This is a genomic window from Phytobacter sp. V69 (assembly GCF_965644215.1).
Taxonomy (GTDB): domain Bacteria; phylum Pseudomonadota; class Gammaproteobacteria; order Enterobacterales; family Enterobacteriaceae; genus Phytobacter.
The window spans coordinates 1-22,858 of sequence record NZ_CBFFRL010000076.1; the positions used below are offsets into that span (position 1 = coordinate 1).

Sequence of the window (22,858 nt, forward strand, 5' to 3'; positions counted from 1 at the left end):
TTATCGGTAGTTAACCCTTCCTCCTACACTCTCCACAATCATGTCCGAGCGTTGCACTTATTATCTGAATTCGCGATCAACTTCGTTGACCGATCAAGTCTTGGCATTTTGGCGCCGTTTATCAGTAAAGATCTCGCGCTGGATAAAGTCCAGATGGGACAGATTTTTGCCGCATTTGGTCTGACTTACGCGTTTGCATTGATCCCCGGAGGAATTATTGCCGACGTGCTCGGGTCGCGCATTGCGTACGCGTTTTCACTGATAACCTGGTCACTGGCCACGATGACTCAGGGGTTAGCCGGTGGTTTTAATATGCTGTTCGGCTCACGGCTGGCGATTGGCGCGCTTGAAGCGCCGGCATTTCCGTCAAACGCCCGTGCGGTTACCATGTGGTTTCCCACCGGTGAGCGTGGTTTTGCCACCAGTGTTTATGTTATGGGGCAGTACATCGGCACGCCTTTATTTACCGGGCTGCTGCTGTGGATCGCCAACGGTTTTGGCTGGCGCTCCGCCTTTTATTTGACCGGCGGCGCGGGCATCCTTTTCGGTATTCTGTGGTACATCTGGTATCGCGATCCGTTAAATCACCGCTCAGTGAACCAGGCCGAACTTAAACATATTCGTGAAGGCGGTGGCCTTGTCGGAAAAAAAGAGCGCGATCGTTTTGACTTGAAAAATGCGCTGCGTTTGTTGAAACACCGTCAAATTCTGGCGATTTGTCTGGGCAAATTCTGCAATAACGCCATCCTGGTGTTCTTTACGACCTGGTTTATGACCTATCTGGTTGAAGAACGTCAAATGACGATGATTAAGGTGGGTATATTCCAGGCATTACCGTTCCTTGGAGCGACTGCCGGGATATTACTGGCGGGATTTTTCTCTGATTTCTTTATTCGTCGTGGTTATTCCATGTCGGTGGCCCGAAAAGCACCATTGATTATTGGTACGCTGCTAGGTTCCTCCATTCTGTTAGTTAACTTCGTGACATCGAATGAAATCATCATTGTTATTTTGACCATTTCTTTCTTTGCACAGGGTGTGGGTTCATCCTCCTGGGCTGCGGTATCTGAAATTGCACCGCGTCAATATATTGGATTAACCAGCAGTATCACCAGCCTTGCCGCCAATATTGCCGGGGTCACCACGCCGATCATGATTGGTTATATTCTCCACGCCACCGGCCAGTTCTTTTGGGCGCTCAATATGATGGGGATTATGTGTTTGATTGGCGCATTTGCCTATTCATTCTTGCTCGGGCCATTGTCCCGTATCGAGATGGATTAAGGCGTGCGCAGTGTTATCAAATCATCAATAGCACAGTGATTGTTCACTTATTTATTCAGCCTGTGTCGTGATTGATTCACAGCATCAGACGACCAGGCTGGAATTGTTCAAGGGAGAAAAGTAGTGATTAAGTTTAAATGGGATCATCTACAGCTGCGCAGCCCGGACCCGGAATTTACCGCATCCTGGTTTGAGCGCTGCTTAGATGCCGAAATTATCCGTAAGCCGGGTGGTAAGGTGGACATTCACCTCGCCGGGATTGATATCTTCATTGCGCCGGTGGTTGAAGGTGATGGCGTTGCGCCACCGCCGCTGCCGCCTTACCAGGGGCTGGACCATTTTGGTCTGACGGTCGACAACCTTGATGACGTGGCCGCCGAATTAAAAAAACGCGGCGTAGTGTTCACCCAGGAGCCGAAGACACTTCGTCCGGGCGTGCGCGGATGCTTTATTCGCGGGCCGCAAAATATCTCAATTGAAATACTTGAAAGACACCTGCCATAAATGGCGGCAGTGCACAGGTAATAACGAATAACAGGCTAGCCATTTAGTGGCGCAACTATGGATCTAATGTTATGAAACCCAGCATTTTACAGTTAAACCCAATTCTGATTCCTGCGATTAGCGAGAAATTAAACGCACTCTATACCGTGCATCGTTACTTCGAAATAGAAGACAAAGACGCCTTTATTAAAGAACACGGTAATAGCATTCGCGGCGTGGTCTCCGGCGGTCACACTGGTATCAGCAATGTGCTGATGGAAAAACTGCCCACGCTTGAAGTGGTCGCCATTAATGGCGTCGGTGTTGACGCGGTCGATCTGAATTACGCCCGCAAACGCGGTATTCATGTCACCGCCACGCTGGGCGCGTTGACCGAAGATGTGGCAGACCTTGCCATTGGCCTGCTGATCGCAACCTGTCGCGGCATCTGTTCCGGCGACCGCGTGGTGCGTAACGGCCTGTGGGCGAAAAACCCGCATCCGGGTTCCATTCCGCTTTCCCGTCGTTTTAGCGGCATGCGTGTGGGTATTGTGGGGATGGGCCGCGTGGGCCGTGCGATTGCCGCTCGCGCATCGGCATTCGGATGCCCGATCAGCTATACCGATTTGCACGCGATGCAAGACCTTGATTATCCGTTTATTGCTGACCTGCAGGAATTGGCCCGCCAGAGCGATGCGCTGATCCTCTCCGCCTCTGCGGACAAAGCGGAAGGCATTATCAATGCTGCCGTCCTCAATGCGCTGGGACAGGATGGCTTCCTCGTTAATATCGCGCGCGGAAAGCTGGTCAACGAACCTGACCTGGTCGCGGCGCTGACCGAAGGGCGTATCAGCGGTGCGGGGCTGGATGTCTTCGTTGATGAGCCAAACGTTCCTGAGGTGCTTTTTGGTCTGGACAGCGTTGTGCTGCAGGCGCATCGTGCCAGCGCGACCGTCGAGACGCGCACCGCGATGGGAGAGATGATGTTGGCGAGCCTTGCCCAGGCACTGGCCGGACAGTGCCCGGATAACAGCCTGACCAGCTGATCAGCACTGCCACTATTTCAAATTTATCAAAACATTAAACGAAGGAAGCAGTCATGATCACGTCAAGAAAAATTGCGCTGGTTACCGGCGCGGGCAGTGGCATTGGCAGGGCAACGGCGCTGGCGCTGTTCCGCGCCGGCTATTTTGTTGTTCTCGTTGGCCGTCGTCTGGATCCGTTACTGGAAACGGTCGCCACGATGGAAGATTGCAGCGACGGTGGCCAGACCATGGTCGTTCCGACTGATGTGACCAATCCGGAATCCGTCGATGCGTTGTTCGCGCGGATCAAAGATAAACTCGGCCGTCTCGATGTGTTGTTTAACAATGCCGGGACCAATTTCCCTGGTATTCCGTTTGAAGAGCTGAGCTACGAGAAATGGTCCGCCGTGGTGGATGTTAACCTGACCGGCATGTTCCTTTGTGCCCAGGGGGCGTTTCGCCTGATGAAAGAACAAACTCCGCAGGGTGGCCGCATCATCAACAACGGTTCTATTTCCGCGCACGCACCGCGTCCGGATTCCGCGGTTTACACGGCAACCAAACACGGGGTGACCGGCCTGACGAAGAGCATTTCGCTCGACGGCCGTAAATATGACATCGCCTGCGGCCAGGTGGATGTAGGTAATGCGTTTACCGAGCTGTCCCAGCATATGAAGAAGGGCGTGAAGCAGGCCAACGGCGAGTTGGTGGTTGAGGCGATGATGGATGTGTCGCAGGTCGCCAACGCTGTGGTCTATATGGCCAGCGTACCGCTTGAAACAAACGTGCAGTTTATGACCGTGATGGCGACCAAAATGCCGTTTGTCGGGCGTGGCTAACCGTTCGGGATAATGTAAAAACGCAGCCCGTTCCAGTAGAAAACGGGCTGCGTTATGTCTTGTTATTCGTCGTCGGTCGAAACGCTGAGCGTTTCCCAGGCGTTAATATCCGCATCCATATGACGCAATTTCTCTCTGACAAGCCTAATCGCATCACTCCCCAGCAGCAGCGACACCGGTGGTTCCGGATTTTCAACCAGTTGCAGGATTGCGTGGGCGGCTTTCATTGGGTCGCCGGGTTGATGGCCACTGCGTTTTTCCCTTGCTTCACGAATCGGCCCAAAGCTGTGATCGTAGTCGCTGATGGTTCGCGGGGAACGTACCATCGAACGTCCGGCCCAGTCGGTACGAAATGATCCAGGCTGTATCGCCGTTACCGAAATATTAAACGGCCTGAGCTCTTTGCTGAGTGTTTCTGAAATACCCTGCAGGGCAAATTTACTGCCGCAGTAATAGCTGATCCCCGGCATCGTAATAAAGCCGCCCATTGAGGTGATATTCAGAATATGTCCTGCACGCCGGGTACGGAACCAGGGCAAAAAAGCTTTAATGACGGCAACAGCACCAAAGACGTTGACGTTAAACTGGTGCAGCAGTTCGTCCATGGGCGACTCTTCCATAATACCTTCATGGCCGTAACCCGCATTATTGACCAGTACATCAACGGCACCGATTTCCTGTTCAATCTCGGCAGCAAGCGGAGCAATGGCTGAAAACTCCGTCACATCCAGAATACGCCCGAAGAATTTGCCCGGATAGCGCGCTTCTAACTCATCTTTTAGCGACAGGTCGCGCAGGGTACCGACAACACGATGACCGGCATGTAACGCAGCTTCTGCTAGTGCGCGTCCGAAACCGCTGCTGACGCCGGTGATAAAGAATAATTTTGCGTGGCTCATACAACCTCCTTCAAAGTGGACTGACAGAATAGGGCGAGGAGGGGGGCTTTCGTAGCCCTGTTCCTCTGTGATGTTTGCCTGATCCTATGGATAGTCTGGACGGCGTGATATCGGGGTGCGACACTTCGGTTATGTGCTTTTTTGGTGACAGGCCTATGCTCTCAGAAATAACCCGCCAGATGGTTGAATACCTGGACTCACTAACGCCGCAGGAAGGCTACAATCTTACCGTGTTAGCGGACGTGCGGTTTTTACGATCTAACCGGCCGATGATGCGCGTACCCGTGTTGTATGAGCCGGGTATTGTGATTGTGGTACAGGGGAAGAAGCGTGGTTTTTTGGGTAATGATGTCTATTTGTATGATGCCCAGCATTACCTCATGGTGTCGGTCCCGGTGCCCTTTACCATGGAAACGGACGCCAGCGAGAGCGAACCCATGCTCGCCATCTACCTGCGCCTGGACTTCAGCTTAGCGGCAAAATTGATGCTGGAGCTTGATGGACAGGGCGTGATTGCGACCACATCACCGCGCAGTATGATGTCGAGCCTGATGGATGACGCGATGCGATCCTCCGTTTTGCGGTTTTTGCAGGTAATGTCGAATCCTATTGAGGCTGAAATATTAGGCCCCGCGATGGTGCGTGAAATTTATTATCGCGTACTAACCGGGCCTCAGGGGGAGACCATGCGCAGTGCGTTGAACATGCAGGGGCAATTTGGCAAGGTGGCGAAAGCCTTGCAAAAATTGCACGCCGAATATGATTCGCATCTGGACGTGGCGGTTTTGGCCAGAGAGGCGGGAATGAGTATTCCGACATTTCATAGCCATTTCAAAACCGTCACCGATACCTCGCCCATGCAATATCTGAAATCCACCCGTTTGCATCAGGCGCGGTTATTGATGCTGCGAAATAATCTCACCGCCTCGGCAGCCAGTGCGCAGGTGGGCTACGAAAGCGTGTCTCAGTTTAGTCGCGAATTTAAACGCTTATTTGGTTTGAGCCCGCTTAAAGAAATAGAACGCATGCGACGGACGTTTTCAATGCCCGCACCGATAACCACGTCGGTTTTTATTTCTTCACATTAATAGAATGAGTGGTCTTAACGTAGTCGAATTAATGGAAATTCCTGCACCTGTTGGCAACACTGCAATATTCTCTGGTGAGATACGGCCATACGGTATCTCACCAGACTGGACGCTATTATGACGGCATCAAATTCCGTGTACATTACCGCAAAGCTAACAAGGAGAATATGGGGGCGGGGTAAGTGTATGATTGATCGTGGTCCGCAGGTGGTTATGAACTAAAGGGATGGTGAGTGCATTTAACATAATATACATTATGCGCACCAGTAATGTAATAGCAAAGTTGTAATGTCCGCTTTGGGCTAAGTTAAGATGTCCGTCATGTAGACTCACCATCGAGGGATTCTGATGACGGCTCATGCAGCGGAGTTTTTTACTTTGGATGAAGTTAACCGACTTAAAATCATTCAGGATGTTGTCGACCGGCGCCTGACAACGCAGATGGCCGCGCAGCGTCTGGGTCTCTCCGATCGTCAGTGCCGGCGTCTTCTTTCGCGTTATCGTGAACATGGCCCGCTTGCTCTGGCTATTTTCCGTGTAATACTCAATTGCCCGATCATAGTCATCAACCACTATGGCCACATATCCTATGCATCGCTTCTGTGTTCTCATGTCTACTCCGTCAGGTTCAGGCATAGCTACTAAGAAACATCTTTTTAACATGAACGCTCCCGATTTGCTGCATGAGTTGGTCCAATTAAGTTAACCGAATCGAAATCATTCAGTATGTTGGCTACTGGTGCCGTCGGCGAAAGATTTGATCCCACAATTTTGCGCGCCGTCCATGCTGGGTGCGCACTACGGCGCTCTCTCAACCGCGGGCGGCATTGCGGTACTAGCGGGTAATTTCCTGCTAGGCAGCCAACTGGATCGGGCATTAACACCGTCGACCGAGGCGATGTATCCCTGGCTACAGCTGGCCGTGTTTCCATTTTTAAGCGCCATCGCCCTGTTCTTTCTCTGTCGTCCGGGACAAACTGCCCCCCGTTCATATTGACTTATAGTGTAATCAGCGTACTTTTCAGGACATGAAAACACTCCTGATAATCGTTCCCGATGGCGGCATGCTGTTTGAGGCCGCCGGTATTGCCGACATTCTGATGCAGGCTAACCAACTGCATGCGGACGGCATCTCACAGCCGCGCTATCGCTTTAGTATCGCCACCACCCAACCTCACCAGGTCATCCATGGCCAGTCCGGGCTGAACCTGCTTGCCGATAACCGCTTGCATGAAATTGATCCCCGCGAGCCGTGGGATACCATCATGGTCACCGGGCGCGGCGTAGATGAAGAGGAAGGTACGGCGGTGGTCGACTGGCTGCGCCTTGCGGCACCCCACGCGCGCCGGGTGGTCTCCATTTGCGGCGGTGCGATGCTACTGGCAGAAGCCGGGTTGCTGGATGGACGACGTGCCACCACCCACTGGCGGTTGCTGGAAACCATGCAAGCCCAATTTCCGAAAATCACGCTCGAAGCGGGTCCACTGTATGTCCAGGATGGCCCCATCTGGACCTCCGGTGGCGTCAGTTCGGGCTTTGACCTGACGCTCGCACTGGTTGAAGACGATTACTGCTTTAGCCTCGCGCTGGATATTGCCCAGAATATGGTGATGTACCTGCGACGTCCCGGCGGGCAGCTCCAGTTCAGCCGCTATAATTTGCAGCAGGCCAGCAGCGTGGGTCCGATTAGCGAATTGCAAAGCTGGATCCTCGCTCATCTGGACGAAGAGTTGTCCGTCGACACGCTGGCGGAACGTGCGGCAATGAGCCCGCGCAATTTTACCCGCGTCTTCACTCGCGAAACCGGGTCTCCGCCTGCACGCTACGTTGCCGAAGCGCGCCTGGCCGCAGCCCGTAACCGGCTGGAGCAAACCAACGAAACGCTGGACAAGATAGCCGCCGAAACCGGTTTTGGCAGCAGCATCAATTTGCGCCGCATTTTTGAACGCCAGCTCCATCTCACCCCTGGCGAATACCGTCAGCGTTTCCACTGTCGCAAAATGGCGTAAAGTGATCCTTAGTTGTCGTTTACGCCAAACCGCCTCCGACCTACAGTGATGTCAGACATCGTATATGAAGGAGTTCATCATGGTTAAGGTCGGTATTAACGGTTTTGGCAGGATTGGTCGCAACGTACTGCGTGCGGCGCTGGGCGATAAAGAGATTCAGATTGTGGCCATTAACGATCTGACAGACAGCAAAACGCTGGCGCATCTGCTAAAACACGATTCCCTGTTAGGCACCCTGCCCGTTCCCGTTGAAGCGGGTGAAGGTCAGCTGATTGTCGATGGCAAGGCCGTACGGGTGTTTAGCGAACGCGACCCGGCAAACATTCTGTGGCGTGACGTCGGTGTCGACATTGTGATTGAAGCCACCGGCTTCTTTACAGATCGCGAGAAAGCGGCGGTACACATCAGCAGCGGCGGCGCGAAACGTGTGATCATCTCTGCACCGGGCAAAAACGATGACCTGACCATTGTGCTGGGGGTTAACGACCAGCAGTACGACCCGTCCCGCCACTTTGTTGTGAGTAACGGCAGTTGTACCACCAATGGTCTGGCCCCGGCTGCCCAGGTATTGCATCAGAATTTCGGTATCGAACACGGTCTGATGAACACCACGCACGCTTACACCAACAGCCAGGCGTTGCACGATCAGCCAGAGAAAGATTTGCGCGGTGCGCGTGCGGCAGCGCTCTCTATCGTGCCGTATTCCAGCGGTGCGGCGAAAGCACTGGGGAAAGTGATCCCGGAACTGGATGGCCGCCTCACCGGTTATTCCTTGCGTGTGCCTGTCCCGGTAGTGTCGATTGTTGACCTGACCGTGACCCTAAAACGCGATGTGACGGTTGAAGAAGTCAATACGGCGTTCCGCAAGGCTGCCGAAGCCGGCCCGCTGAAAGGGATTTTGGGTTACAGCGATGAACCGCTGGTTTCCAGCGATTACCAGGGCGACCCACGCTCATCCATTATCGATGGACTGTCGACGCTGGTGATTGGTGGCAATCTGGTGAAAATTCTCGCCTGGTACGACAACGAATGGGGCTTCTCTAACCGCCTGGTCGATCTTGCGAAACAGATGGCGCAGCGCGGGCTGTAATGGCACCCGCATAAACGAAACCACGCTACGGCGTGGTTTTTTCGTCTTATCGCGCGATTAGAACGTGACCGGGGTGTTGACCCACAGCACTCTGGCGACCACGGTGCCGATATTGCGGTAGCCGTGCGGGATCTGGCTTGGGAAATAGAACGAATCCCCCTGCTCCAGGATCCAGACATCGTCCCCTAAACGCAGCTCCAGCTCGCCCTCCAGCACATAGCCCATCTCTTCGCCATGGTGCTCAATCAGGCCATCGCTGGCGACGCCCGGTTCAATAATATGAATGTTGCCCTGCAACAACCCGCCTTTATGGTGCCAGGTCAGGTTCTCCAGCTCGATGCCTCCCTTTTTACTGCGCTGTAAAAACCGCTTACGGTTGCGCTGTTCAGGCTTCAGGACGGGCTGGTCAGCTGTCCAGTCATCGGCCATCAGGTCGGCAATGCTGGTTTCCAGCGCTTTTGCCAAGCGGTGCAGCATCGCCAGCGACGGCGAGGCGGCGTCATTTTCCAGTTTGGATAACAGACTTTCCGAGCATTCCACTTTTTGCGCAAGCTGCTTGAGGGTCATTTCCTGCACCAGACGTGCGTGGCGCAGCCGCATTCCCAACGGGGTTCCGGTAGATTTGATGTCAGCGTTTTTTTTCATCTGTCTGCTTCATTAAAGTCCGCCAACGGCCTGCGTTACGCAGGCCTGGCAAGATAAATCATTCCACAACGGCGAATTGAATTTCTTTCGGTGAGCAGCCGTTAATCGGCACGATGTCCTGTGGGCACGCGGACATGACGACGACGCAATCCAGCTCGGCACGAATCTCTACATAATCACCCGCTTTGCTGACGGTGGGCAACCAGGAAATTGAATAATCAGGGTTTACCGGCGTGTTCATCCACAAATTGAGCGGTTGTGGCACTTCGCGGGCGCGCAGACCAATCGCTTTCAATGCCAGACGCATATTGTCGGCGCAGCTGTCGTGGTACTCGGTAATGCCCATGTTGGTGTAACGGTACAGATCGCAGGCGGCGATCAGCGTGTCGTGCACACCCGGAGAGGTGTCGGTCAACAGCGTGGCAATGGCGCGACGTTGGTTAGTCACCAGCACATCACCCGGCTGCGGGATGATTTTGTCGATAAAGGCGCGGGTATGCTCCATGGAAGCAAACTCGCTGAGATCGCCGGTATTGAAAAACCATGTATCACACACCTGGCTGCCCGGGGTGTTGATGATCTTAATCACCTGCCCGTTTTCAGTAAAACGGCACGTCCGCAGCGGGGAGGGATGGTATACAACTCGTTTAACACCGGCGCGCCATCGACGGAAATCGGGGAAGTCGCGGTCGGGTTGAGGCCCAAGGCATCGCCATTGTCTTTATCGCAGCAGGATGGGTAGTGTGCAGTTGCAGTCATGATTTAACTCCTTCAAGTGATTGGGATAGCTCAGTCAGTGCGCAGGCCAACGTACGGGCACCTGCCGCCAGTGAGCGAGGATCTGTATATTCAGCCGGGTTATGGCTAATGCCTTGATGGCTGGGGACAAAAAGCATGCTGGTCGGACAGTGTTCGGCCAGGTACATGGCGTCGTGAAACGCACCAGACAGCAGCTCCATATGAGCGATATCCAGCGCATTCCCGGCCGCTTTCAATATGTGATTGATACGCGCGTCAAAGGTGACCGGCGCTTTGTGCAATAGCGACTCGACCGTCACGTGTTCGCTTGCCAGAGAGGCAATCACCGCGTCGAGCTGGGCCAGTTTTTCCGCCAACGGATGGCGAAAATCAAGGGTAAAGCGCACGCTCGACGGGATAGTGTTAATGGCATTCGGCGTGACCTGCCAGCGGCCAAACGTCAGGCGTAGCTCCTCGTCCGCCTCATCTCCCATTGCCTGTTCGATGCGAGCAAGCTGTTCGCGTGCCAGCGTCATCGCATCCTGGCGCAGGGTCATGGGTGTGGTTCCCGCATGTGCCGATACCCCATGGCAGGTTATCTGATACCAGCGCACACCCTGGATGCCTCTGACGATAGCCAGCGGCAGGTCGCGGCTTTCCAGCACCGGACCTTGCTCAATATGCAGCTCCACGAAACAGGCCATCTCGCGATCCGGGCGCATTGGGATCGCCGCATAACGCGCCTGATGGCTGGCCAGCGCATCGCGAAACGACACGCCATCCACGCCTATAGCGCCAAGATGATCGGACAGTCTTGCAGGGTCAACGAAGGCGCTGGATCCCATGGCCCCCGGTGCAAAACGGCTGCCCTCTTCGTTGGTCCAGATAACCACTTCGACGGGACGTTCGGTGACAACCTGCGCGTCGTTGAGCGCTTTCAGGCACACCAGTCCGGCGATCACGCCGTAGCAGCCATCGTAGTTGCCACCGGACGGTTGCGTATCCACATGGCTGCCGGTGGTGACGGGCGGGACGGCTACTCGCCCTGGACGGCGGAAGAATAAATTGGCGGCCGCGTCGCGGTAGACGTCGCAACCGAGTTCTTTGGCGATATCGATAAGCCAGGCTCGGGCATCAAGTTCCACTTCGCTCAGCGCCTGGCGATCCACGCCGCCATTCGCTAACTTGCCAAACTCTGCCAGTTGCGCCAGCAGGTGATTCAGCCAGTCTTCATCCAGCTGTCGGGCGACCCGTAAGCTCTTTTCCATCATGGTAATTTCTCCAGCTCCTCGGGTTGCAGCGGCCGCCGAAACAGCGGCGCAAGAAAGCTTCTCAGGCGCTCGCTTTTCGGCTGTGTGAAAATCTGTCGCGGCGTGCCGCTTTCAATAATGTTGCCGTCGGCCATAAACACCAGCCGTGACGAGATATGGGCGGCAAACGCCATCTCATGGGTGACCATCACCATGGTCATGCCCTGCCCGGCCAGATCGCGGATGACGTCGAGCACCTCTTCAACACGCTCCGGGTTGAGCGCCGAGGTGGGCTCATCAAGCAGCAATAACTCCGGATTCAGCGCCAGCGCGCGTGCAATCCCCACCCGCTGTTGCTGGCCACCGGACAGTCGCACCGGCCAGTCATCGGCTTTTTGCGCCATCCCCACGTGACCCAGCGCGGCCATCGCCGCCGCTTTTGCCGCCTGGCGGGACATCTTTTTGCCCAGCACCAGCGGCGCGGCGACATTGTCCTGCACCGTCATATGCGGCCACAGATTGAACTGCTGAAACACCATCGACAGCGGCTTGCGCACATCCGCAATGAGGCTGGCGCTGTCGACATGCGCGGGGCCACGCTGCGTGCCGGAATACCCGAGCAGTTGCCCTTTAATCAGCACATCGCCTTTGTCGTAGGCTTCCAGAAAATTCATGCAGCGCAGCGCGGTGGTTTTCCCGGAGCCGGACGGGCCAATCAGGGTGACGATTTCACCGTGATCGACGCGTAAATTGATGTCATTCAGCACCACATGGTTTGCGAATGACTTGCCTACATGGCGCATTTCGAGCACCGGCGCAGATGTCTTGCTCACGTTATTCTCCGGTTCGTAGTACATGACTCAGTGTTCTTACGCTCAGACTGACGCCCTGTGCCAGCAGCCAGTAGCTGACGATCAGCAAGGCGTAAGGCAGGACGTAGCTGTAGGTGTTGGCAACAATCTGACTCGTCGTCATGGTCAATTCCGGTACGGTAATGATTGACGCGATGGCGCTCTCTTTAATGGTCAGAATGAACTGGTTGCCCAACAGCGGCAGCGCAAAACGCACGGCTTGTGGCGTCTGGATATGCCAGAAACAGCGCACCGTCGAGATGTTGTTCGCCAGTGCCGCCTCGCGCTGTCCCGGAGGGATGCTGTTCCACGCGGCGCGAAAAATTTCACCGAAATAGGCCGCGCTATACAGCATCAGCGACAGCAGCGTCGCTTCAACCGCGCTCAACATGATGCCGATGGACGGTAGGCCAAAGTAGATAACGGCCAGCTGTGCCAGAAACGGCGTGCCGCGGATCACCCACACGTAGGTACGCCACAGGTGAAACGCCAGACCGCGCCTGCCGCATAGTCCGTTTAAGGCAAACCCTAACAGCATGCCGCCGAACGCGGCGCACAGGCTTAGCCACAGGGTCACGCCAAGGGCCTGGACGTAGGCTGGCAGGTATTGCGCGAGTTCAGTCATCGTTGTTCCCTCTGCCAGTGGCGTTCTGCCTGGCGGCCCAACAGCGCCAGCAGGCTGGTCAGCAGTAAATAGACCAGTGCGACGGCCAGATAGACCTGCAGCGGCTGGTAGGTGGATGACGCCAGTTGCTGCCCCACTCGCATCAGATCCGTCAGCGCGATAACCGACACCACTGCCGACGCTTTAATCACATCAATCAGCTCGGAAATCAGCGACGGCAGCGTTGCCCGGACAACCTGTGGCACCTGAATGCGCCATAAAATCTGCCGTGGACTTAACCCGCAAATGGCAGCGGCTTCCAGTTGACCAGGTGTAATGCTGGCAAAACCACTTTTCAGGATTTGCGATTGATAGGCCGCCGTGTTCAGCGTTAACGCCAGCGCGGCGGCCACAAAGCCGGGAATGTCCAGCCCCAACTGTGACGGCAAATAAAAGCAGAGCAGCAACTGCGCCAGCACCGGGGTACCACGAAACAGACTGACCCATCCATGGGCCGTCATGCGGTAAATCCGTAACGGGCTTGTCGACATCCGCCATACGCCAATACCCACCAAAAAGCCGGCGACCATCGCAGTCAGGCAGAGCGCTGCGGTGGTAAGCGCCCCCTGAATCAGCATGGGGAGCCAGTGGATAAAGCTCGTCATGAAATCCGTCATCGTTTCCTACTCACAGCGCCGGTGCAGGCATTTCTGTTGCCGGAACGGTCATCGTGAAACCGAACCATTTCTGCTGCAGCTCTTTCATGGTGCCGTCGCGGTTAGCTTCAATAATCCCATCGCTGATCAGCTTCACCAGTGAGGCGCTGTCGGCATCTTTACGCCCTACCCAGCCAAAGAAAGTCTGCGGCCCGATCATTTCCGGCAGCGTGGCAAACACGCCCGGGCGGGTTTTAATTAACGGCCCCAGGTTTGAGAGCGACTGAGCAACGCCATCCAGACGGTGGGAGGCCAGGTCGGCATAGGCTTCATCAAACGCCACATACTGTTTGATCTCTTTGATGCCTGGTTTGCCGCTGGCACGCAGCGCCTGGTCGAAGGTTTGCAGCACCTGCAACTGGCCGGAACCGGCCTGCGAGCCCACCACTTTGCCGCTCAGGTCATCCGGGGTTTTAATCGCGCTGTCTTCCGCTCTTTTAAGCAGTGCAACGGTGGATTCCGCCACCGGGGCGGTAAAGCCGAAGTGTTCAATACGCTGCTTATTGACGGTGACGGCCGTGACCACGAAATCGAATTTCTTCGCATCCAGACCTGGCAGGATGCCCTGGAAAGGTAAATCCAGCTGTTTCACCTTCACGCCTGGCAACGATTTCGCAAGGATGTGGTTCATCAGGTCAACGTCGTAGCCGACGATTTTGCCGTTATCGACATACTCAAAAGGGGCGTATCGCGCTTCGGTGGCAACGGAAATTTCTTTGGCTTCTTTAATTCTTTCAAGCAGATCGGCACTGAACGCCGAGGTGCAAAAAAGGCTGGCAGATATCAGTGTCAGACAGGCGGGTAAAGAAAAACGGGTCAGTGTCATGGCGTGCTCTCTGAAAGTGATTTGAACGTTAGTAAAGTTACTTGAACGAAATTAGAGGAGCATGAAATATGCCAACTGCGTCAGACAGCGTGGTAAATTTCTTAGGTTTTTGAAAAATAAGATATATCTTGCGAGGATGCGCGACAGGTGCGATCCCTGCTGGCGGCCAGGGATCGTTTGGTGCACAGGGTGCGTGCACGCGCATGGTGCTTTTGCTGCTTAAAGATAGTGCAAGGGCGTGATGGATAAAACGAAGTCAGTCTGGTCGGTTGCTTAATCTTTCCCGTAATGCCAGAGCTTCATGGTGCTGAATAAAGTCATTTTTGAGCTGGCTGTAGCGCTCTGACAGGTTGCCACTGTGTGCAGCGGCGCCGCGTTTCACCTTTTCGTATTCCTGCGCAACCTCTCTGTGCTGGCGTAAATAATCACGAAATGCCAGATGACGTACCGAGTGCGGGCTGTTCATTTCAAATGCATGAACATGGTGGGTGCGTTGCGTACCACCTTTAATAAAATAGCGCCTGCCCGCGATACCATACTCACCACGTGGCGTGTAACCCGCCATGCGCATGGCGTCGTTATATTCATCCAGGGCCGCTAGCGATGCGACTTCCAGCAAAATGTCGATGATCGGTTTTGCCGCCAGCCCAGGAACCGATGTACTGCCAATATGGTGGAGCGCGATCGGTATGCCTGCTAACACGCGCTGCAATGATGCTGCTTCTTCCTGATAGCGCTCAGGCCATGTGGTATCACTTTGCTCGATAGAAATGCATCTTCCGGCCATGTTGTTCTCCTTGTGATATGCATACATTCTGCCGGTTTACTGCCCGAATAAAGCACGACAGTAAACCGAATGAGGCGCTATCAACTCTGGCTAAACCCGCCGCCCAGTTGTTCGATTAGCGCAATGGATTGATTCATCAGCTCGGCTTTCAGTTTAACCATCTCCTGCTCAGAGGTAATCAGCTGGCTTTGCAATGACAGCACGTCCATCCACGGGCGAATCCCCGCCTTATATTGCTGACCGATGTCATCCCAGGCGCTGTGCACTAACTGGTCTGAGGTTTCCGCCTGCGCGATTTGCTGCTGGAGCGTCTGCACCTGTGTAATGGTGGAGCTGATGCTGCCCAGCGATGAAATCACCAGACTATTGTAGTGCGCGGCGGCGATATCCCAGTCGGCGTCGGTACTGGCTAAATCGGCGCGACGTTTCCCGGCATCGAAAATCGGCAACGACAGCGTCGGGCCAATATTAAAGAACTTACTCGGTGAGGCAAAGAACGCATCACCCAGCAGGTTGCGGTAACCGGCAGCCGCCACCAGGTTGATGTTCGGGTAAAACTCGGTTTTGACCGCCTCAATTTGTTTCTGCGCGGACTCAACACGCCAACGGGCGGCGACAATATCCGGACGACGACCTAACAGTTCAGCCGGAATGGTGGTCGGCAGCGCAAGCTGTGCGGGAATGGTCAGTTTGCTGTGATGCAGGCTGTGCCATCGGTCCGGCCCCTTGCCCACCAGCGTGGACAGCTTAATGCCCGCATCCGTGACGTTTTGCTGTGCCACCAGCAGCTGTTTCTGTGCGTCATTATCATTGGCGGCCGCCTGTTTGTATTGATACATCGGCGTCAGCCCGGCCTGATAATACTGTTTCTGAACGATGGCCAGTTTATGCACGCGGTCGGCGTTTGTTTTCGCCAGGTCCTGCAGATCCCACGCCAGATTGAGGTTGATCCAGGCGCGGGTCACATTCGCAGCCAGCGTTAACTGCGCAGCCTGTTTATCCACCTCTGAGGCCTTTGCCGCCCCCAGCGCCGCTTCCCATGCCGCTTTTTTACCGCCCCATAAATCCAGACCGTAACTCATATCCAGCGAGGCGGTGCGCAGTGTGCTGTACGCGTTCCCTTCCAACAGCGGGTCATCGACTTTGGCGACCCGTGAACGCGTGATCCCTGCGTTCGCATCGAGTGTGGGCAATAAAGCGGCTTTTCTGGCGACGACTTCCGCGTTCGATTTTTCTGCCCGCGCATTCGCCTCCTGCAGATCCGGGCTGTTGGCCAGACCTTCTTCTACCAATGCCGTGAGCTGTGGGTCATTAAAGCCTTCCCACCAGGCGTGTTTCGGCCAGTTTGCCGGGCTAAAATGGACATTCGCCAGCGTCTGTTTAGCCATCAGCGCGTTTGGTTCCACCACATTATTGTTAGTATGCAGACCTTTATAAGATGCACAGCCTGCCAGCATCATGGCTGCCAGACACGGGGTAAAAAGGAATAGCCTGGTATTCGAAAATGGTCGCTTTTGGCAGCCAGCTCGGGGCCACCTTATTTCTGCTACCGTTCTTTGCCTGGTCTGTTAGTCAGGGGCCTGCCATTAACTGGCAGCAGGGTGATGTCTGGGCGAGCGTTATCGCTGTCGGGCTTATCTGTACCGCCCTTGCCTACATTCTCTATTTCCGCCTGATTGCGGATATTGGCCCGCTGCGCTCATTAACCGTCACCTTTTTGATTCCTCCCTTTGGCGTGTTGTGGGGCTATCTGGTGCTGGGAGAAACCCTAAGTGAAGGTTTTGGCACGGGGGCTGTGATCATCTGCCTTGCGGTCTGGATGATTGTCAGCCCGGCCAAAACCGCCAGCCAATAACGTTCACTGCTCACCGATGGGGGCTAAACAGGTACGGAAAAGCGCATGCGCCTTCTCCGTCAGGGACGGCGAGCGGGTAATATTTTTCCACACGCTGTTATGGTCGGCATCCGGCACAACCAGCAGCGATTTCCAGGACGCGTTACCTGCCGCGTGATGCAGTTTTTCCGGGATCTGCTGAGGGATCACGTCATCACATTCTGCGGCAACGATCAGTAATTTTCCCCTGAAACCCGCGAGCAGTGGCCAGGCGTCCGAGTTCTGCCAGCTTTTATCCTGACGGATGATGTGTGAAAAGGCCGGACCGAAGTTAACCGTCCAGGCCGCAGGTGTATAAACGCCGGGAACGAGCAGCATCAGCGAGCGAAAATCGGCCAGCGTGCTGAGCTGAATGGCGTTATAGGCCCCCATACTGGAGCCCAGACAACCGGTAACCGGAACATCAAGATGCGCAATGACCGCCAGCGCCTGCTGCGTGCGACTATAGAGCGATGACTCCGTAATATTCCCCGTCGATGCACCATGGCCGATACAGTCAAACGCGGTGGTCCCGTAGCCCATCTCATCCAGTAACTGGCGATAATGGGCGAACACTTCTCTGTCTTTCGACCCACCGTGGATCATCAACACGTGGCCATTGTTGCCGTATGAGGAATCGGCACGCAGCGTTTGCCCTGCAAACGGAAGGTCAAAATAGTGTCTGTTTATCATGTGTCTGCGCCTGGAAAGGTGGGCAAATCAGGCCGAAGCCGCGGCAAATACGCCCGGCGTGGTGCCAAAATGTGCGCGGAAATGTTTAATCAGATGGCTTTGATCGAAAAAGCCGACATCGCTGGCCACCTGTGCCGCATTGATGCCGCGGGAAAGTAGCCCTTTTGCTCTGACCAGGCGGATCTGCGTGAGGTACTGGTGTACCGACAGGCCGGTCATGGCCTGGAATGTGCGCATAAAGTAGAACTCACTCAGCCCGGCGACGGCGGCAATCTCTTTGACGCTCAGTGCCTGGGCATAGGTGGCGTGCAGAAACTCGACGGCTTTGCGGATATCGGCACGCATCAGGTCGTGGCGCGCGCCTTTGACTGTCCGTTCACCATAACTGCCGATCAGAATGTTGAGTATCTGGTACATCACACACTCTTTTTCCAGCGGGTCGTCACTGGCGTTTAGTACCTGGGCGGCATGGAGCATACGGCGGGCAATCAGCGGATCGTAGCGCATGCCGTCGGTCCCGAAATTGACGTCGCCTCGCCCTTTCAGCACGGTTTCAGCCACGTCATTGATCAGTGTTTGCGACGGATAAAACGCACAATAATCCCAGCCTTCATCGCGCTGCACCGCTTCGCCGGTGTGTACCTCACCCGGCATGATCACCATCACCGTTCCCGCTGCGGCAATGCCGTTCTGGCGGCATATCCGGGTACGCTGAGCGCCACGGGCAAATGCCGCAATCACGAACTCGTTATGGAAATGCGGCGGGTAACTGTGCTCGTAACAAGAGGCGCGCAGAATTTCCATTCCCCCATGCAGTGCATTATCGCGCCAGAGCTTGATGTCATCCCGTCTGTTTTGCGTCACGTCCCCGTTCTCCGGCTGCCCACACTTTTTTTACAAATGCGCAGGATTTTACTATCGCGATTTCTCAGGACCCTTAAGATTGCACATTCAGACGAGAAAGAAAGGGAAAAATTGATGTTGATAAAGAGTGACGCCATGCGCAAGGACGATACCGCAGCCTTGTTTCGTGGCGGTGTTGCCGCCTGCCTGCCGACCATCCCCGGCTACTGGAGTATCGGTTTTGCCGCAGGCGCTATCGGGACATTGTCCGGATTTACCGTCTGGCAAACTGCGTTTCTGGCTACCGCGCTTTATACCGGTTCGGCCCAGTTTTTGTTTTATTCACTCTGGTCTGCGGGTGCTGAAATGGCGTCAGTGGTGCTGAGCGTGTTCCTGGTGAATTTACGCTACCTGCTGATGAGCTCGGCAATGAGCGTGTTCTTTCGCGATCAGACGACGCTACAGAAAATCGTCAGTGGCTTACTGCTGACAGACGAAACCTTCGGCGTGGCGGTGCAGCGCGGCGGTCACCAGAGGACGGTTCCCTTTGCCTGGATGTTTGGCCTGAACCTGGCCGCGTGGCTGAACTGGATCCTCGCCTGTGTGGTGGGAGGGTGTCTTGCCTCTGCGTTGCCACCGGCATTGATGGAAGGATTAAGCTTCAGCCTGGTCTCGATGTTTATCGGCCTGGTACTGATGATTTGGTTTGCCAGTCGGCAGAAGAAGCTCGAAAGTTTCAGTATCGCGATTGCGGTTTTCGTGACGGTCATGGCTTCCGGGCATACGGATCTCAGCGTGATTGTCATTGTCGCCGCCTCGCTCGCTGCAACCCTGGCAACGGTACTCTTACGCGCATCGCACAAAGGAGTGAAATAAAATGGAAAGGAACATTCTGCTGACGATTGCGATCGCGGCTCTGGTCACCGCGCTGATGCGTACTGTGCCGATTTTACTGCTTTCCCGTTTTCGTCTGGCCCCGGTGGTTCAGCAGTGGCTGGGGTTTATTCCCGCCGCCATTATGGCTGCCATTATTGCGGCAGAACTCATTGAGAAACCGGCCCTGACGAGCAGCGGCATCAGCGTATCGCTGCTGGCCGCCGCCATTGCCGCCATCACTGGCATCATAACCCGTGGGCTTTTCGCCACCGTTATTGCCGGGATGGTGGCCTACTCGGGGTTACGTTTCTTTTTCGGTCTGTGATTACAGGCTGATGTTGTAACGGACGATATCGCCCAGTTCCGCAAGCTGGTCATACAGTTTTCGGGCTGGGTTGGTCGACCGCGTGACCCAGTAGAGTTTCGCCCAGCCGCTTTTTTCCCCTTCCTGACGAAGTGCTTCAATCAGCGCACGCCCCGTACCTCTTGAAATATCAGGCGAGGAGCGATACTACGCCGATTTTTCCCTGCAACACAGTTTAGTTTTCCGGTACCAGCCGTCGGCAAACGCCAAGGACAAATGCGCGTAGCCAGCGATGTGCCGGGTCAACCTCGGAACGCGGGTGCCACAGTTGCGATACGGTGATGCAGTGCGTCTTCACCGGTAGTTCGAAGACGACCAGTTCAGAGGCGGCAGGCTGATTGATCAGAAACGACGCCGGCACCAGCGCCACCAGATCCGTGGTGCGGGCGACGGCCAGCGCGGCAGGGAAACCGGGCACGATGGCCGCCACGTTGCGCGTGAGTCCGGCTTCTGCCAGCCCCTCATCCACCGGGCCGGACAGCAGACCCCGGCGCGAGGCCACAACGTGTTTCCATGCAATATACTGTGACGTTGTCACCTCTTGTTGTTGCGCCAGCGGATGTCCTTTACGCACCACCCCAACAAACCGGTCACGAAACAGCGCCTGTACGCGGATCTCCGGTCCCATCTCGCCGAGCACGCCAATCTCAAGATCCACCAGACCTTCACGTAACGGGCGCGAGCTTTTCTCTGGTTTTGCGGCAAAACGCAGGGTGATGCCTGGCGCAGTCACCGCGGCCTCAGCAATCAGGGCCGGGCCAAAAGCCTCGACAAAACCATCGTTGGCACGCAGGGTAAAAAGCTGTTCGAGGGTGCTGATGTTCAGCTCAGGCTGCGCCGGGTGCAGTACCGAGCGGGCTTCAAAAACCGCGTTTTGCGTACGTTCGCGTATCCCTTCGGCATAAGACGTCAGCACCATGTTGCGCCCTGCCCTTACCAATAACGGGTCTCCGGTGGTTTCCCGCAGTCGGCTGAGCGTACGGCTCATTGCCGAAGCGCTTAATCCCAGACGACGCGCTGCGCCCGCAACACTTCTTTCGGCGAGCAGGACATCGAGTGCAAACAGCAGATTCAGGTCGGGTTCAGTCATCATGCGTCCTTCATTGAGATAAGGCGTCTGGTGCAGGTTATAACTGCAAATGCTGCGTCTTCCGCCCTGTATATCGGCTCATTATAGTGACCCTACGCATCTATTTCGCAGAGGTTTTTATGCAATTGTTTACTGACCAACCAGGCGATGAAGGCCTGCCGGGCCACGCGCGCCGTCTGGCGATGGTGGCGGTAATGACCAGTACCACAATGGCCGTTTTTGACGGCTCGATGGTCAATATCGCCCTGCCACAAATTGCCCGTATGCTTGGGGTTTCTTCAGGCGATGCGGTATGGGTCGCCAACGGTTATCTGCTGTCCGCCGCCATGACGCTGGCCATTTTTGCCGCGCTGGCGCCCCGCACGGGGTTTCGCGCTCTTTTTGCCGCGGGAATAAGCCTGTTTACCCTGGCGTCGCTGGGCTGTGCGCTCTCGACCTCTCTGGAGATGCTGGTCGCCATGCGCCTGTTGCAGGGGATCGGCGGTGCCGCAACGTTGAGTATCGCACCTGCCATTCTGCGCTCCATTTTTCCTAACCGCTTGCTGGGTCGGATTCTGGGCATTAACGCCCTGCTCATCGCCGCTAACACAGCCATCGCCCCGGTAATCGGCGGCGCATTGCTCTCCTCTCTTGGCTGGCAATGGCTATTCGCGATAAACCTCCCTTTCGGGGTCATCGCCCTGTTACTGACATTGCGTGTCGTGCCATCTCAGCGCGGTGCGATCCGTGGGCGCTTTGACATTGCCGGTGCTCTTTTTTCAGCTGTTATGCTTGGTGCGGTGATTATGGCGTCATATGACTTCACCCGCCCCGGTGAGACGGGCGGCTCGCTGTTGATCCCGGCGCTTTATGGCCTGGTGGCTATCATCTCCGGCGTGGCCTTTGTGTACCGGCAGCGCAGGGCCACACAGCCCCTGTTACCACTGGAACTCTTTGCCTCAGCCCGCTTCTCGCTGGCCGCCTTAACTTCGCTCTCGTCTTTCGTGAGCCAGGGGATGACCTTCGTCGCGCTGCCGTTTCTGTTCCAGAGCGTGTATGGCTATAGCGCCTTTACCTCCGCGCTGCTTTTCACCGCCTGGCCCGTGGGGATCGTACTTGTTGCTCCTCACACCGGACGTCTGGCCGATCGCTACGCCCCTGCACTGATTTCCACCGTGGGGTTATGCATTTTTGCCGTTGGACTCGTCTTGCTCGCACAGCTACCGGATAATGCCCCGGTGTGGGACATCAGCCTGCGCGGTCTGGTGTGTGGGATAGGTTTTGGCTGTTTTCAAAGTCCCAACAACCGCGAGATGCTCGCCAGCGCATCGCGGGAACACAGCAGCTACGCGTCAGGCGTTCTCGCCATCATGCGCACCTTTGGTCAGTGCCTGGGCGCAGCATTTGTTGGGGTAATTTTATCGGTCTATGCCCCATCTGGCACCCTTGTGCAGGAAGAATTCGCAGTACGGCTGGGATTGTGGCTGGCGGCGGGTGCGACGTTACTGGCTATCATCGTGAGCGTTAGCCGCTTAAAACAAGCCCTGGCGAAATAGCCACGACGGGCAGCAGGGCGTACGCCTGCTGGCGCATTAAATAAAGACTAAAACAGGTTTTTTGCGATAAAAACACGCCGAAAAACAGACATTGTTTTTCCATTAATTTACGCATGATAATGGAACTTTTTATTGAATAAATAACAGGCAACCTTCCTGAATAAATTAAGAATAAACCTATGTCTGACAATGTCTGGAAAATTTTAAATGAAGATAACCCTAATAAAACTGTGACGAGTTTTATATGTCTGGTTCAGGTATTTTTACTGCCACTTAAAAAACAATACTGGTGATGTTCTGCATAAAAGGCGTTATTAAAATCTAAGCGTCAGAGGGATCTATGAACACAATCACTAAAGTATTTTTTCTGTTGTCGGCGGATTCAACTCCGAAGTGCAACGCTAAGCCGCCAATCTTAGCTCTGCAAACACCACAGACGGTTGCCTGAAT

Annotated in this window: 22 protein-coding genes and 6 pseudogenes; 13 read left to right on the forward strand and 15 right to left on the reverse strand. The window is 55.1% G+C overall.

Annotation, left to right across the window (positions count from 1 at the left end; all coding sequences use genetic code 11):
* The 4 genes from ACSZPU_RS12695 to ACSZPU_RS12710 all read left to right on the forward strand — a co-directional run.
* A partial coding sequence (locus ACSZPU_RS12695) for an MFS transporter (RefSeq protein ID WP_498999204.1) occupies nucleotides 1–1,284 on the forward strand: 1,284 nt, incomplete at its 5' end.
* A 123-nt stretch (nucleotides 1,285–1,407) separates the two neighbouring features.
* Nucleotides 1,408–1,788: a VOC family protein gene (locus ACSZPU_RS12700; RefSeq protein ID WP_498999205.1), complete on the forward strand. Its 381-nt coding sequence runs from the start codon at nucleotides 1,408–1,410 to the stop codon at nucleotides 1,786–1,788.
* A gap of 71 nt (nucleotides 1,789–1,859) precedes the next feature.
* The gene (locus ACSZPU_RS12705; protein WP_498999207.1) at nucleotides 1,860–2,813 is read left to right on the forward strand and encodes a 2-hydroxyacid dehydrogenase; all 954 of its coding nucleotides are present in this window, start codon (nucleotides 1,860–1,862) and stop codon (nucleotides 2,811–2,813) included.
* Between the two features lie 53 nt (nucleotides 2,814–2,866).
* Nucleotides 2,867–3,631 (forward strand): SDR family oxidoreductase, encoded by a 765-nt coding sequence (locus ACSZPU_RS12710; protein ID WP_498999209.1) that lies wholly within the window; start codon nucleotides 2,867–2,869, stop codon nucleotides 3,629–3,631.
* A gap of 62 nt (nucleotides 3,632–3,693) precedes the next feature.
* Here the strand turns inward: ACSZPU_RS12710 and ACSZPU_RS12715 are convergent, their stop codons facing one another.
* Nucleotides 3,694–4,530, reverse strand: a complete 837-nt coding sequence (locus ACSZPU_RS12715) for an oxidoreductase (protein WP_498999210.1) — start codon at nucleotides 4,528–4,530, stop codon at nucleotides 3,694–3,696.
* A 179-nt stretch (nucleotides 4,531–4,709) separates the two neighbouring features.
* Between ACSZPU_RS12715 and ACSZPU_RS12720 the strand changes: the two genes are divergently transcribed.
* Both ACSZPU_RS12720 and ACSZPU_RS12725 read left to right on the forward strand, forming a co-directional pair.
* A complete protein-coding gene (locus ACSZPU_RS12720) occupies nucleotides 4,710–5,618 on the forward strand; it encodes an AraC family transcriptional regulator (protein WP_498999212.1) in 909 nt (302 codons plus the stop codon).
* Nucleotides 5,619–5,966: 348 nt separating this feature from the next.
* Nucleotides 5,967–6,146, forward strand: a pseudogene (locus ACSZPU_RS12725) (helix-turn-helix domain-containing protein); the annotation flags it as partial.
* Between the two features lie 3 nt (nucleotides 6,147–6,149).
* On the opposite strand, the pseudogene ACSZPU_RS12730 reads toward ACSZPU_RS12725, so the two are convergent.
* Nucleotides 6,150–6,230: pseudogene (locus ACSZPU_RS12730) on the reverse strand (VOC family protein); the annotation flags it as partial.
* A 121-nt stretch (nucleotides 6,231–6,351) separates the two neighbouring features.
* Here ACSZPU_RS12730 and ACSZPU_RS12735 point away from each other — a divergent pair.
* The 3 genes and pseudogenes from ACSZPU_RS12735 to gap form a co-directional block, all read left to right on the forward strand.
* Nucleotides 6,352–6,615, forward strand: a pseudogene (locus tag ACSZPU_RS12735) (MFS transporter); the annotation flags it as partial.
* A gap of 31 nt (nucleotides 6,616–6,646) precedes the next feature.
* The gene (locus ACSZPU_RS12740) at nucleotides 6,647–7,627 is read left to right on the forward strand and encodes a GlxA family transcriptional regulator (RefSeq protein WP_498999214.1); all 981 of its coding nucleotides are present in this window, start codon (nucleotides 6,647–6,649) and stop codon (nucleotides 7,625–7,627) included.
* A 79-nt stretch (nucleotides 7,628–7,706) separates the two neighbouring features.
* Nucleotides 7,707–8,717 (forward strand): type I glyceraldehyde-3-phosphate dehydrogenase, encoded by a 1,011-nt coding sequence (gene gap, locus ACSZPU_RS12745; RefSeq protein ID WP_498999216.1) that lies wholly within the window; start codon nucleotides 7,707–7,709, stop codon nucleotides 8,715–8,717.
* 57 nt (nucleotides 8,718–8,774) lie between these two features.
* Here the strand turns inward: gap and ACSZPU_RS12750 are convergent, their stop codons facing one another.
* The 9 genes and pseudogenes from ACSZPU_RS12750 to ACSZPU_RS12790 form a co-directional block, all read right to left on the reverse strand.
* On the reverse strand, nucleotides 8,775–9,362 hold the full coding sequence (locus tag ACSZPU_RS12750; RefSeq protein WP_498999217.1) for a cupin domain-containing protein: 588 nt from the start codon (nucleotides 9,360–9,362) through the stop codon (nucleotides 8,775–8,777).
* 58 nt (nucleotides 9,363–9,420) lie between these two features.
* A pseudogene (locus tag ACSZPU_RS12755) lies at nucleotides 9,421–10,121 on the reverse strand (DUF1989 domain-containing protein).
* Nucleotides 10,118–11,371 (reverse strand): M20 family metallo-hydrolase, encoded by a 1,254-nt coding sequence (locus tag ACSZPU_RS12760; RefSeq protein WP_498999219.1) that lies wholly within the window; start codon nucleotides 11,369–11,371, stop codon nucleotides 10,118–10,120. Before ACSZPU_RS12760 ends, ACSZPU_RS12755 begins: the two are co-directional and overlap by 4 nt.
* Nucleotides 11,368–12,153, reverse strand: a complete 786-nt coding sequence (locus ACSZPU_RS12765; protein ID WP_498999245.1) for an amino acid ABC transporter ATP-binding protein — start codon at nucleotides 12,151–12,153, stop codon at nucleotides 11,368–11,370. The genes ACSZPU_RS12760 and ACSZPU_RS12765 overlap by 4 nt, the downstream gene beginning before the upstream one ends.
* A gap of 31 nt (nucleotides 12,154–12,184) precedes the next feature.
* On the reverse strand, nucleotides 12,185–12,826 hold the full coding sequence (locus ACSZPU_RS12770; RefSeq protein ID WP_498999221.1) for an amino acid ABC transporter permease: 642 nt from the start codon (nucleotides 12,824–12,826) through the stop codon (nucleotides 12,185–12,187).
* Entirely contained in the window at nucleotides 12,823–13,482 is a 660-nt protein-coding gene (locus ACSZPU_RS12775) for an amino acid ABC transporter permease (protein ID WP_498999222.1), read from the reverse strand. The genes ACSZPU_RS12770 and ACSZPU_RS12775 overlap by 4 nt, the downstream gene beginning before the upstream one ends.
* A gap of 10 nt (nucleotides 13,483–13,492) precedes the next feature.
* On the reverse strand, nucleotides 13,493–14,347 hold the full coding sequence (locus tag ACSZPU_RS12780; RefSeq protein ID WP_498999225.1) for a transporter substrate-binding domain-containing protein: 855 nt from the start codon (nucleotides 14,345–14,347) through the stop codon (nucleotides 13,493–13,495).
* 256 nt (nucleotides 14,348–14,603) lie between these two features.
* A complete protein-coding gene (locus tag ACSZPU_RS12785) occupies nucleotides 14,604–15,134 on the reverse strand; it encodes a GrpB family protein (RefSeq protein WP_498999227.1) in 531 nt (176 codons plus the stop codon).
* Nucleotides 15,135–15,214: 80 nt separating this feature from the next.
* Nucleotides 15,215–16,594, reverse strand: a complete 1,380-nt coding sequence (locus tag ACSZPU_RS12790) for an efflux transporter outer membrane subunit (RefSeq protein ID WP_498999229.1) — start codon at nucleotides 16,592–16,594, stop codon at nucleotides 15,215–15,217.
* Nucleotides 16,595–16,635: 41 nt separating this feature from the next.
* Between ACSZPU_RS12790 and ACSZPU_RS12795 the strand changes: the two are divergent.
* Nucleotides 16,636–16,989 (forward strand): annotated as a pseudogene (locus ACSZPU_RS12795) (EamA family transporter); the annotation flags it as partial.
* Nucleotides 16,990–16,992: 3 nt separating this feature from the next.
* Here the strand turns inward: ACSZPU_RS12795 and ACSZPU_RS12800 are convergent.
* Together ACSZPU_RS12800 and ACSZPU_RS12805 are read right to left on the reverse strand one after the other, a co-directional pair.
* Nucleotides 16,993–17,700: an alpha/beta fold hydrolase gene (locus ACSZPU_RS12800; RefSeq protein ID WP_498999230.1), complete on the reverse strand. Its 708-nt coding sequence runs from the start codon at nucleotides 17,698–17,700 to the stop codon at nucleotides 16,993–16,995.
* A 27-nt stretch (nucleotides 17,701–17,727) separates the two neighbouring features.
* Nucleotides 17,728–18,564 carry an AraC family transcriptional regulator gene (locus ACSZPU_RS12805; RefSeq protein ID WP_498999233.1) on the reverse strand — a complete coding sequence of 279 codons (837 nt, stop codon included), beginning with the start codon at nucleotides 18,562–18,564 and terminating at the stop codon, nucleotides 17,728–17,730.
* Nucleotides 18,565–18,678: 114 nt separating this feature from the next.
* Between ACSZPU_RS12805 and ACSZPU_RS12810 the strand changes: the two genes are divergently transcribed.
* The gene (locus ACSZPU_RS12810) at nucleotides 18,679–19,419 is read left to right on the forward strand and encodes an AzlC family ABC transporter permease (protein WP_498999236.1); all 741 of its coding nucleotides are present in this window, start codon (nucleotides 18,679–18,681) and stop codon (nucleotides 19,417–19,419) included.
* Nucleotide 19,420: 1 nt separating this feature from the next.
* Entirely contained in the window at nucleotides 19,421–19,744 is a 324-nt protein-coding gene (locus ACSZPU_RS12815; protein WP_498999238.1) for an AzlD domain-containing protein, read from the forward strand.
* Here the strand turns inward: ACSZPU_RS12815 and ACSZPU_RS12820 are convergent.
* Nucleotides 19,745–19,903, reverse strand: a pseudogene (locus ACSZPU_RS12820) (GNAT family N-acetyltransferase); the annotation flags it as partial. It lies immediately after the preceding gene.
* Nucleotides 19,904–19,958: 55 nt separating this feature from the next.
* A complete protein-coding gene (locus tag ACSZPU_RS12825) occupies nucleotides 19,959–20,873 on the reverse strand; it encodes a LysR family transcriptional regulator (RefSeq protein ID WP_498999248.1) in 915 nt (304 codons plus the stop codon).
* A gap of 119 nt (nucleotides 20,874–20,992) precedes the next feature.
* On the opposite strand from ACSZPU_RS12825, the gene ACSZPU_RS12830 reads away from it, so the two are divergent.
* Nucleotides 20,993–22,408: an MFS transporter gene (locus ACSZPU_RS12830; protein ID WP_498999241.1), complete on the forward strand. Its 1,416-nt coding sequence runs from the start codon at nucleotides 20,993–20,995 to the stop codon at nucleotides 22,406–22,408.
* Nucleotides 22,409–22,858 lie beyond the last annotated feature (450 nt).

What these genes read in the sequence shown, in the direction of transcription:
- ACSZPU_RS12705 (WP_498999207.1), top strand. Translation starts at nt 1,860, where the DNA reads ATGAAACCCAGCATTTTACAGTTAAACCCAATTCTGATTCCTGCGATT.
- ACSZPU_RS12710 (WP_498999209.1), top strand. Translation starts at nt 2,867, where the DNA reads ATGATCACGTCAAGAAAAATTGCGCTGGTTACCGGCGCGGGCAGTGGC.
- ACSZPU_RS12715 (WP_498999210.1), bottom strand. Translation starts at nt 4,530, where the DNA reads ATGAGCCACGCAAAATTATTCTTTATCACCGGCGTCAGCAGCGGTTTC.
- ACSZPU_RS12720 (WP_498999212.1), top strand. Translation starts at nt 4,710, where the DNA reads ATGGTTGAATACCTGGACTCACTAACGCCGCAGGAAGGCTACAATCTT.
- ACSZPU_RS12740 (WP_498999214.1), top strand. Translation starts at nt 6,647, where the DNA reads ATGAAAACACTCCTGATAATCGTTCCCGATGGCGGCATGCTGTTTGAG.
- gap (WP_498999216.1), top strand. Translation starts at nt 7,707, where the DNA reads ATGGTTAAGGTCGGTATTAACGGTTTTGGCAGGATTGGTCGCAACGTA.
- ACSZPU_RS12750 (WP_498999217.1), bottom strand. Translation starts at nt 9,362, where the DNA reads ATGAAAAAAAACGCTGACATCAAATCTACCGGAACCCCGTTGGGAATG.
- ACSZPU_RS12760 (WP_498999219.1), bottom strand. Translation starts at nt 11,371, where the DNA reads ATGATGGAAAAGAGCTTACGGGTCGCCCGACAGCTGGATGAAGACTGG.
- ACSZPU_RS12765 (WP_498999245.1), bottom strand. Translation starts at nt 12,153, where the DNA reads ATGCGCCATGTAGGCAAGTCATTCGCAAACCATGTGGTGCTGAATGAC.
- ACSZPU_RS12770 (WP_498999221.1), bottom strand. Translation starts at nt 12,826, where the DNA reads ATGACTGAACTCGCGCAATACCTGCCAGCCTACGTCCAGGCCCTTGGC.
- ACSZPU_RS12775 (WP_498999222.1), bottom strand. Translation starts at nt 13,482, where the DNA reads ATGACGGATTTCATGACGAGCTTTATCCACTGGCTCCCCATGCTGATT.
- ACSZPU_RS12780 (WP_498999225.1), bottom strand. Translation starts at nt 14,347, where the DNA reads ATGACACTGACCCGTTTTTCTTTACCCGCCTGTCTGACACTGATATCT.
- ACSZPU_RS12785 (WP_498999227.1), bottom strand. Translation starts at nt 15,134, where the DNA reads ATGGCCGGAAGATGCATTTCTATCGAGCAAAGTGATACCACATGGCCT.
- ACSZPU_RS12790 (WP_498999229.1), bottom strand. Translation starts at nt 16,594, where the DNA reads ATGATGCTGGCAGGCTGTGCATCTTATAAAGGTCTGCATACTAACAAT.
- ACSZPU_RS12800 (WP_498999230.1), bottom strand. Translation starts at nt 17,700, where the DNA reads ATGATAAACAGACACTATTTTGACCTTCCGTTTGCAGGGCAAACGCTG.
- ACSZPU_RS12810 (WP_498999236.1), top strand. Translation starts at nt 18,679, where the DNA reads ATGTTGATAAAGAGTGACGCCATGCGCAAGGACGATACCGCAGCCTTG.
- ACSZPU_RS12815 (WP_498999238.1), top strand. Translation starts at nt 19,421, where the DNA reads ATGGAAAGGAACATTCTGCTGACGATTGCGATCGCGGCTCTGGTCACC.
- ACSZPU_RS12825 (WP_498999248.1), bottom strand. Translation starts at nt 20,873, where the DNA reads ATGACTGAACCCGACCTGAATCTGCTGTTTGCACTCGATGTCCTGCTC.
- ACSZPU_RS12830 (WP_498999241.1), top strand. Translation starts at nt 20,993, where the DNA reads ATGCAATTGTTTACTGACCAACCAGGCGATGAAGGCCTGCCGGGCCAC.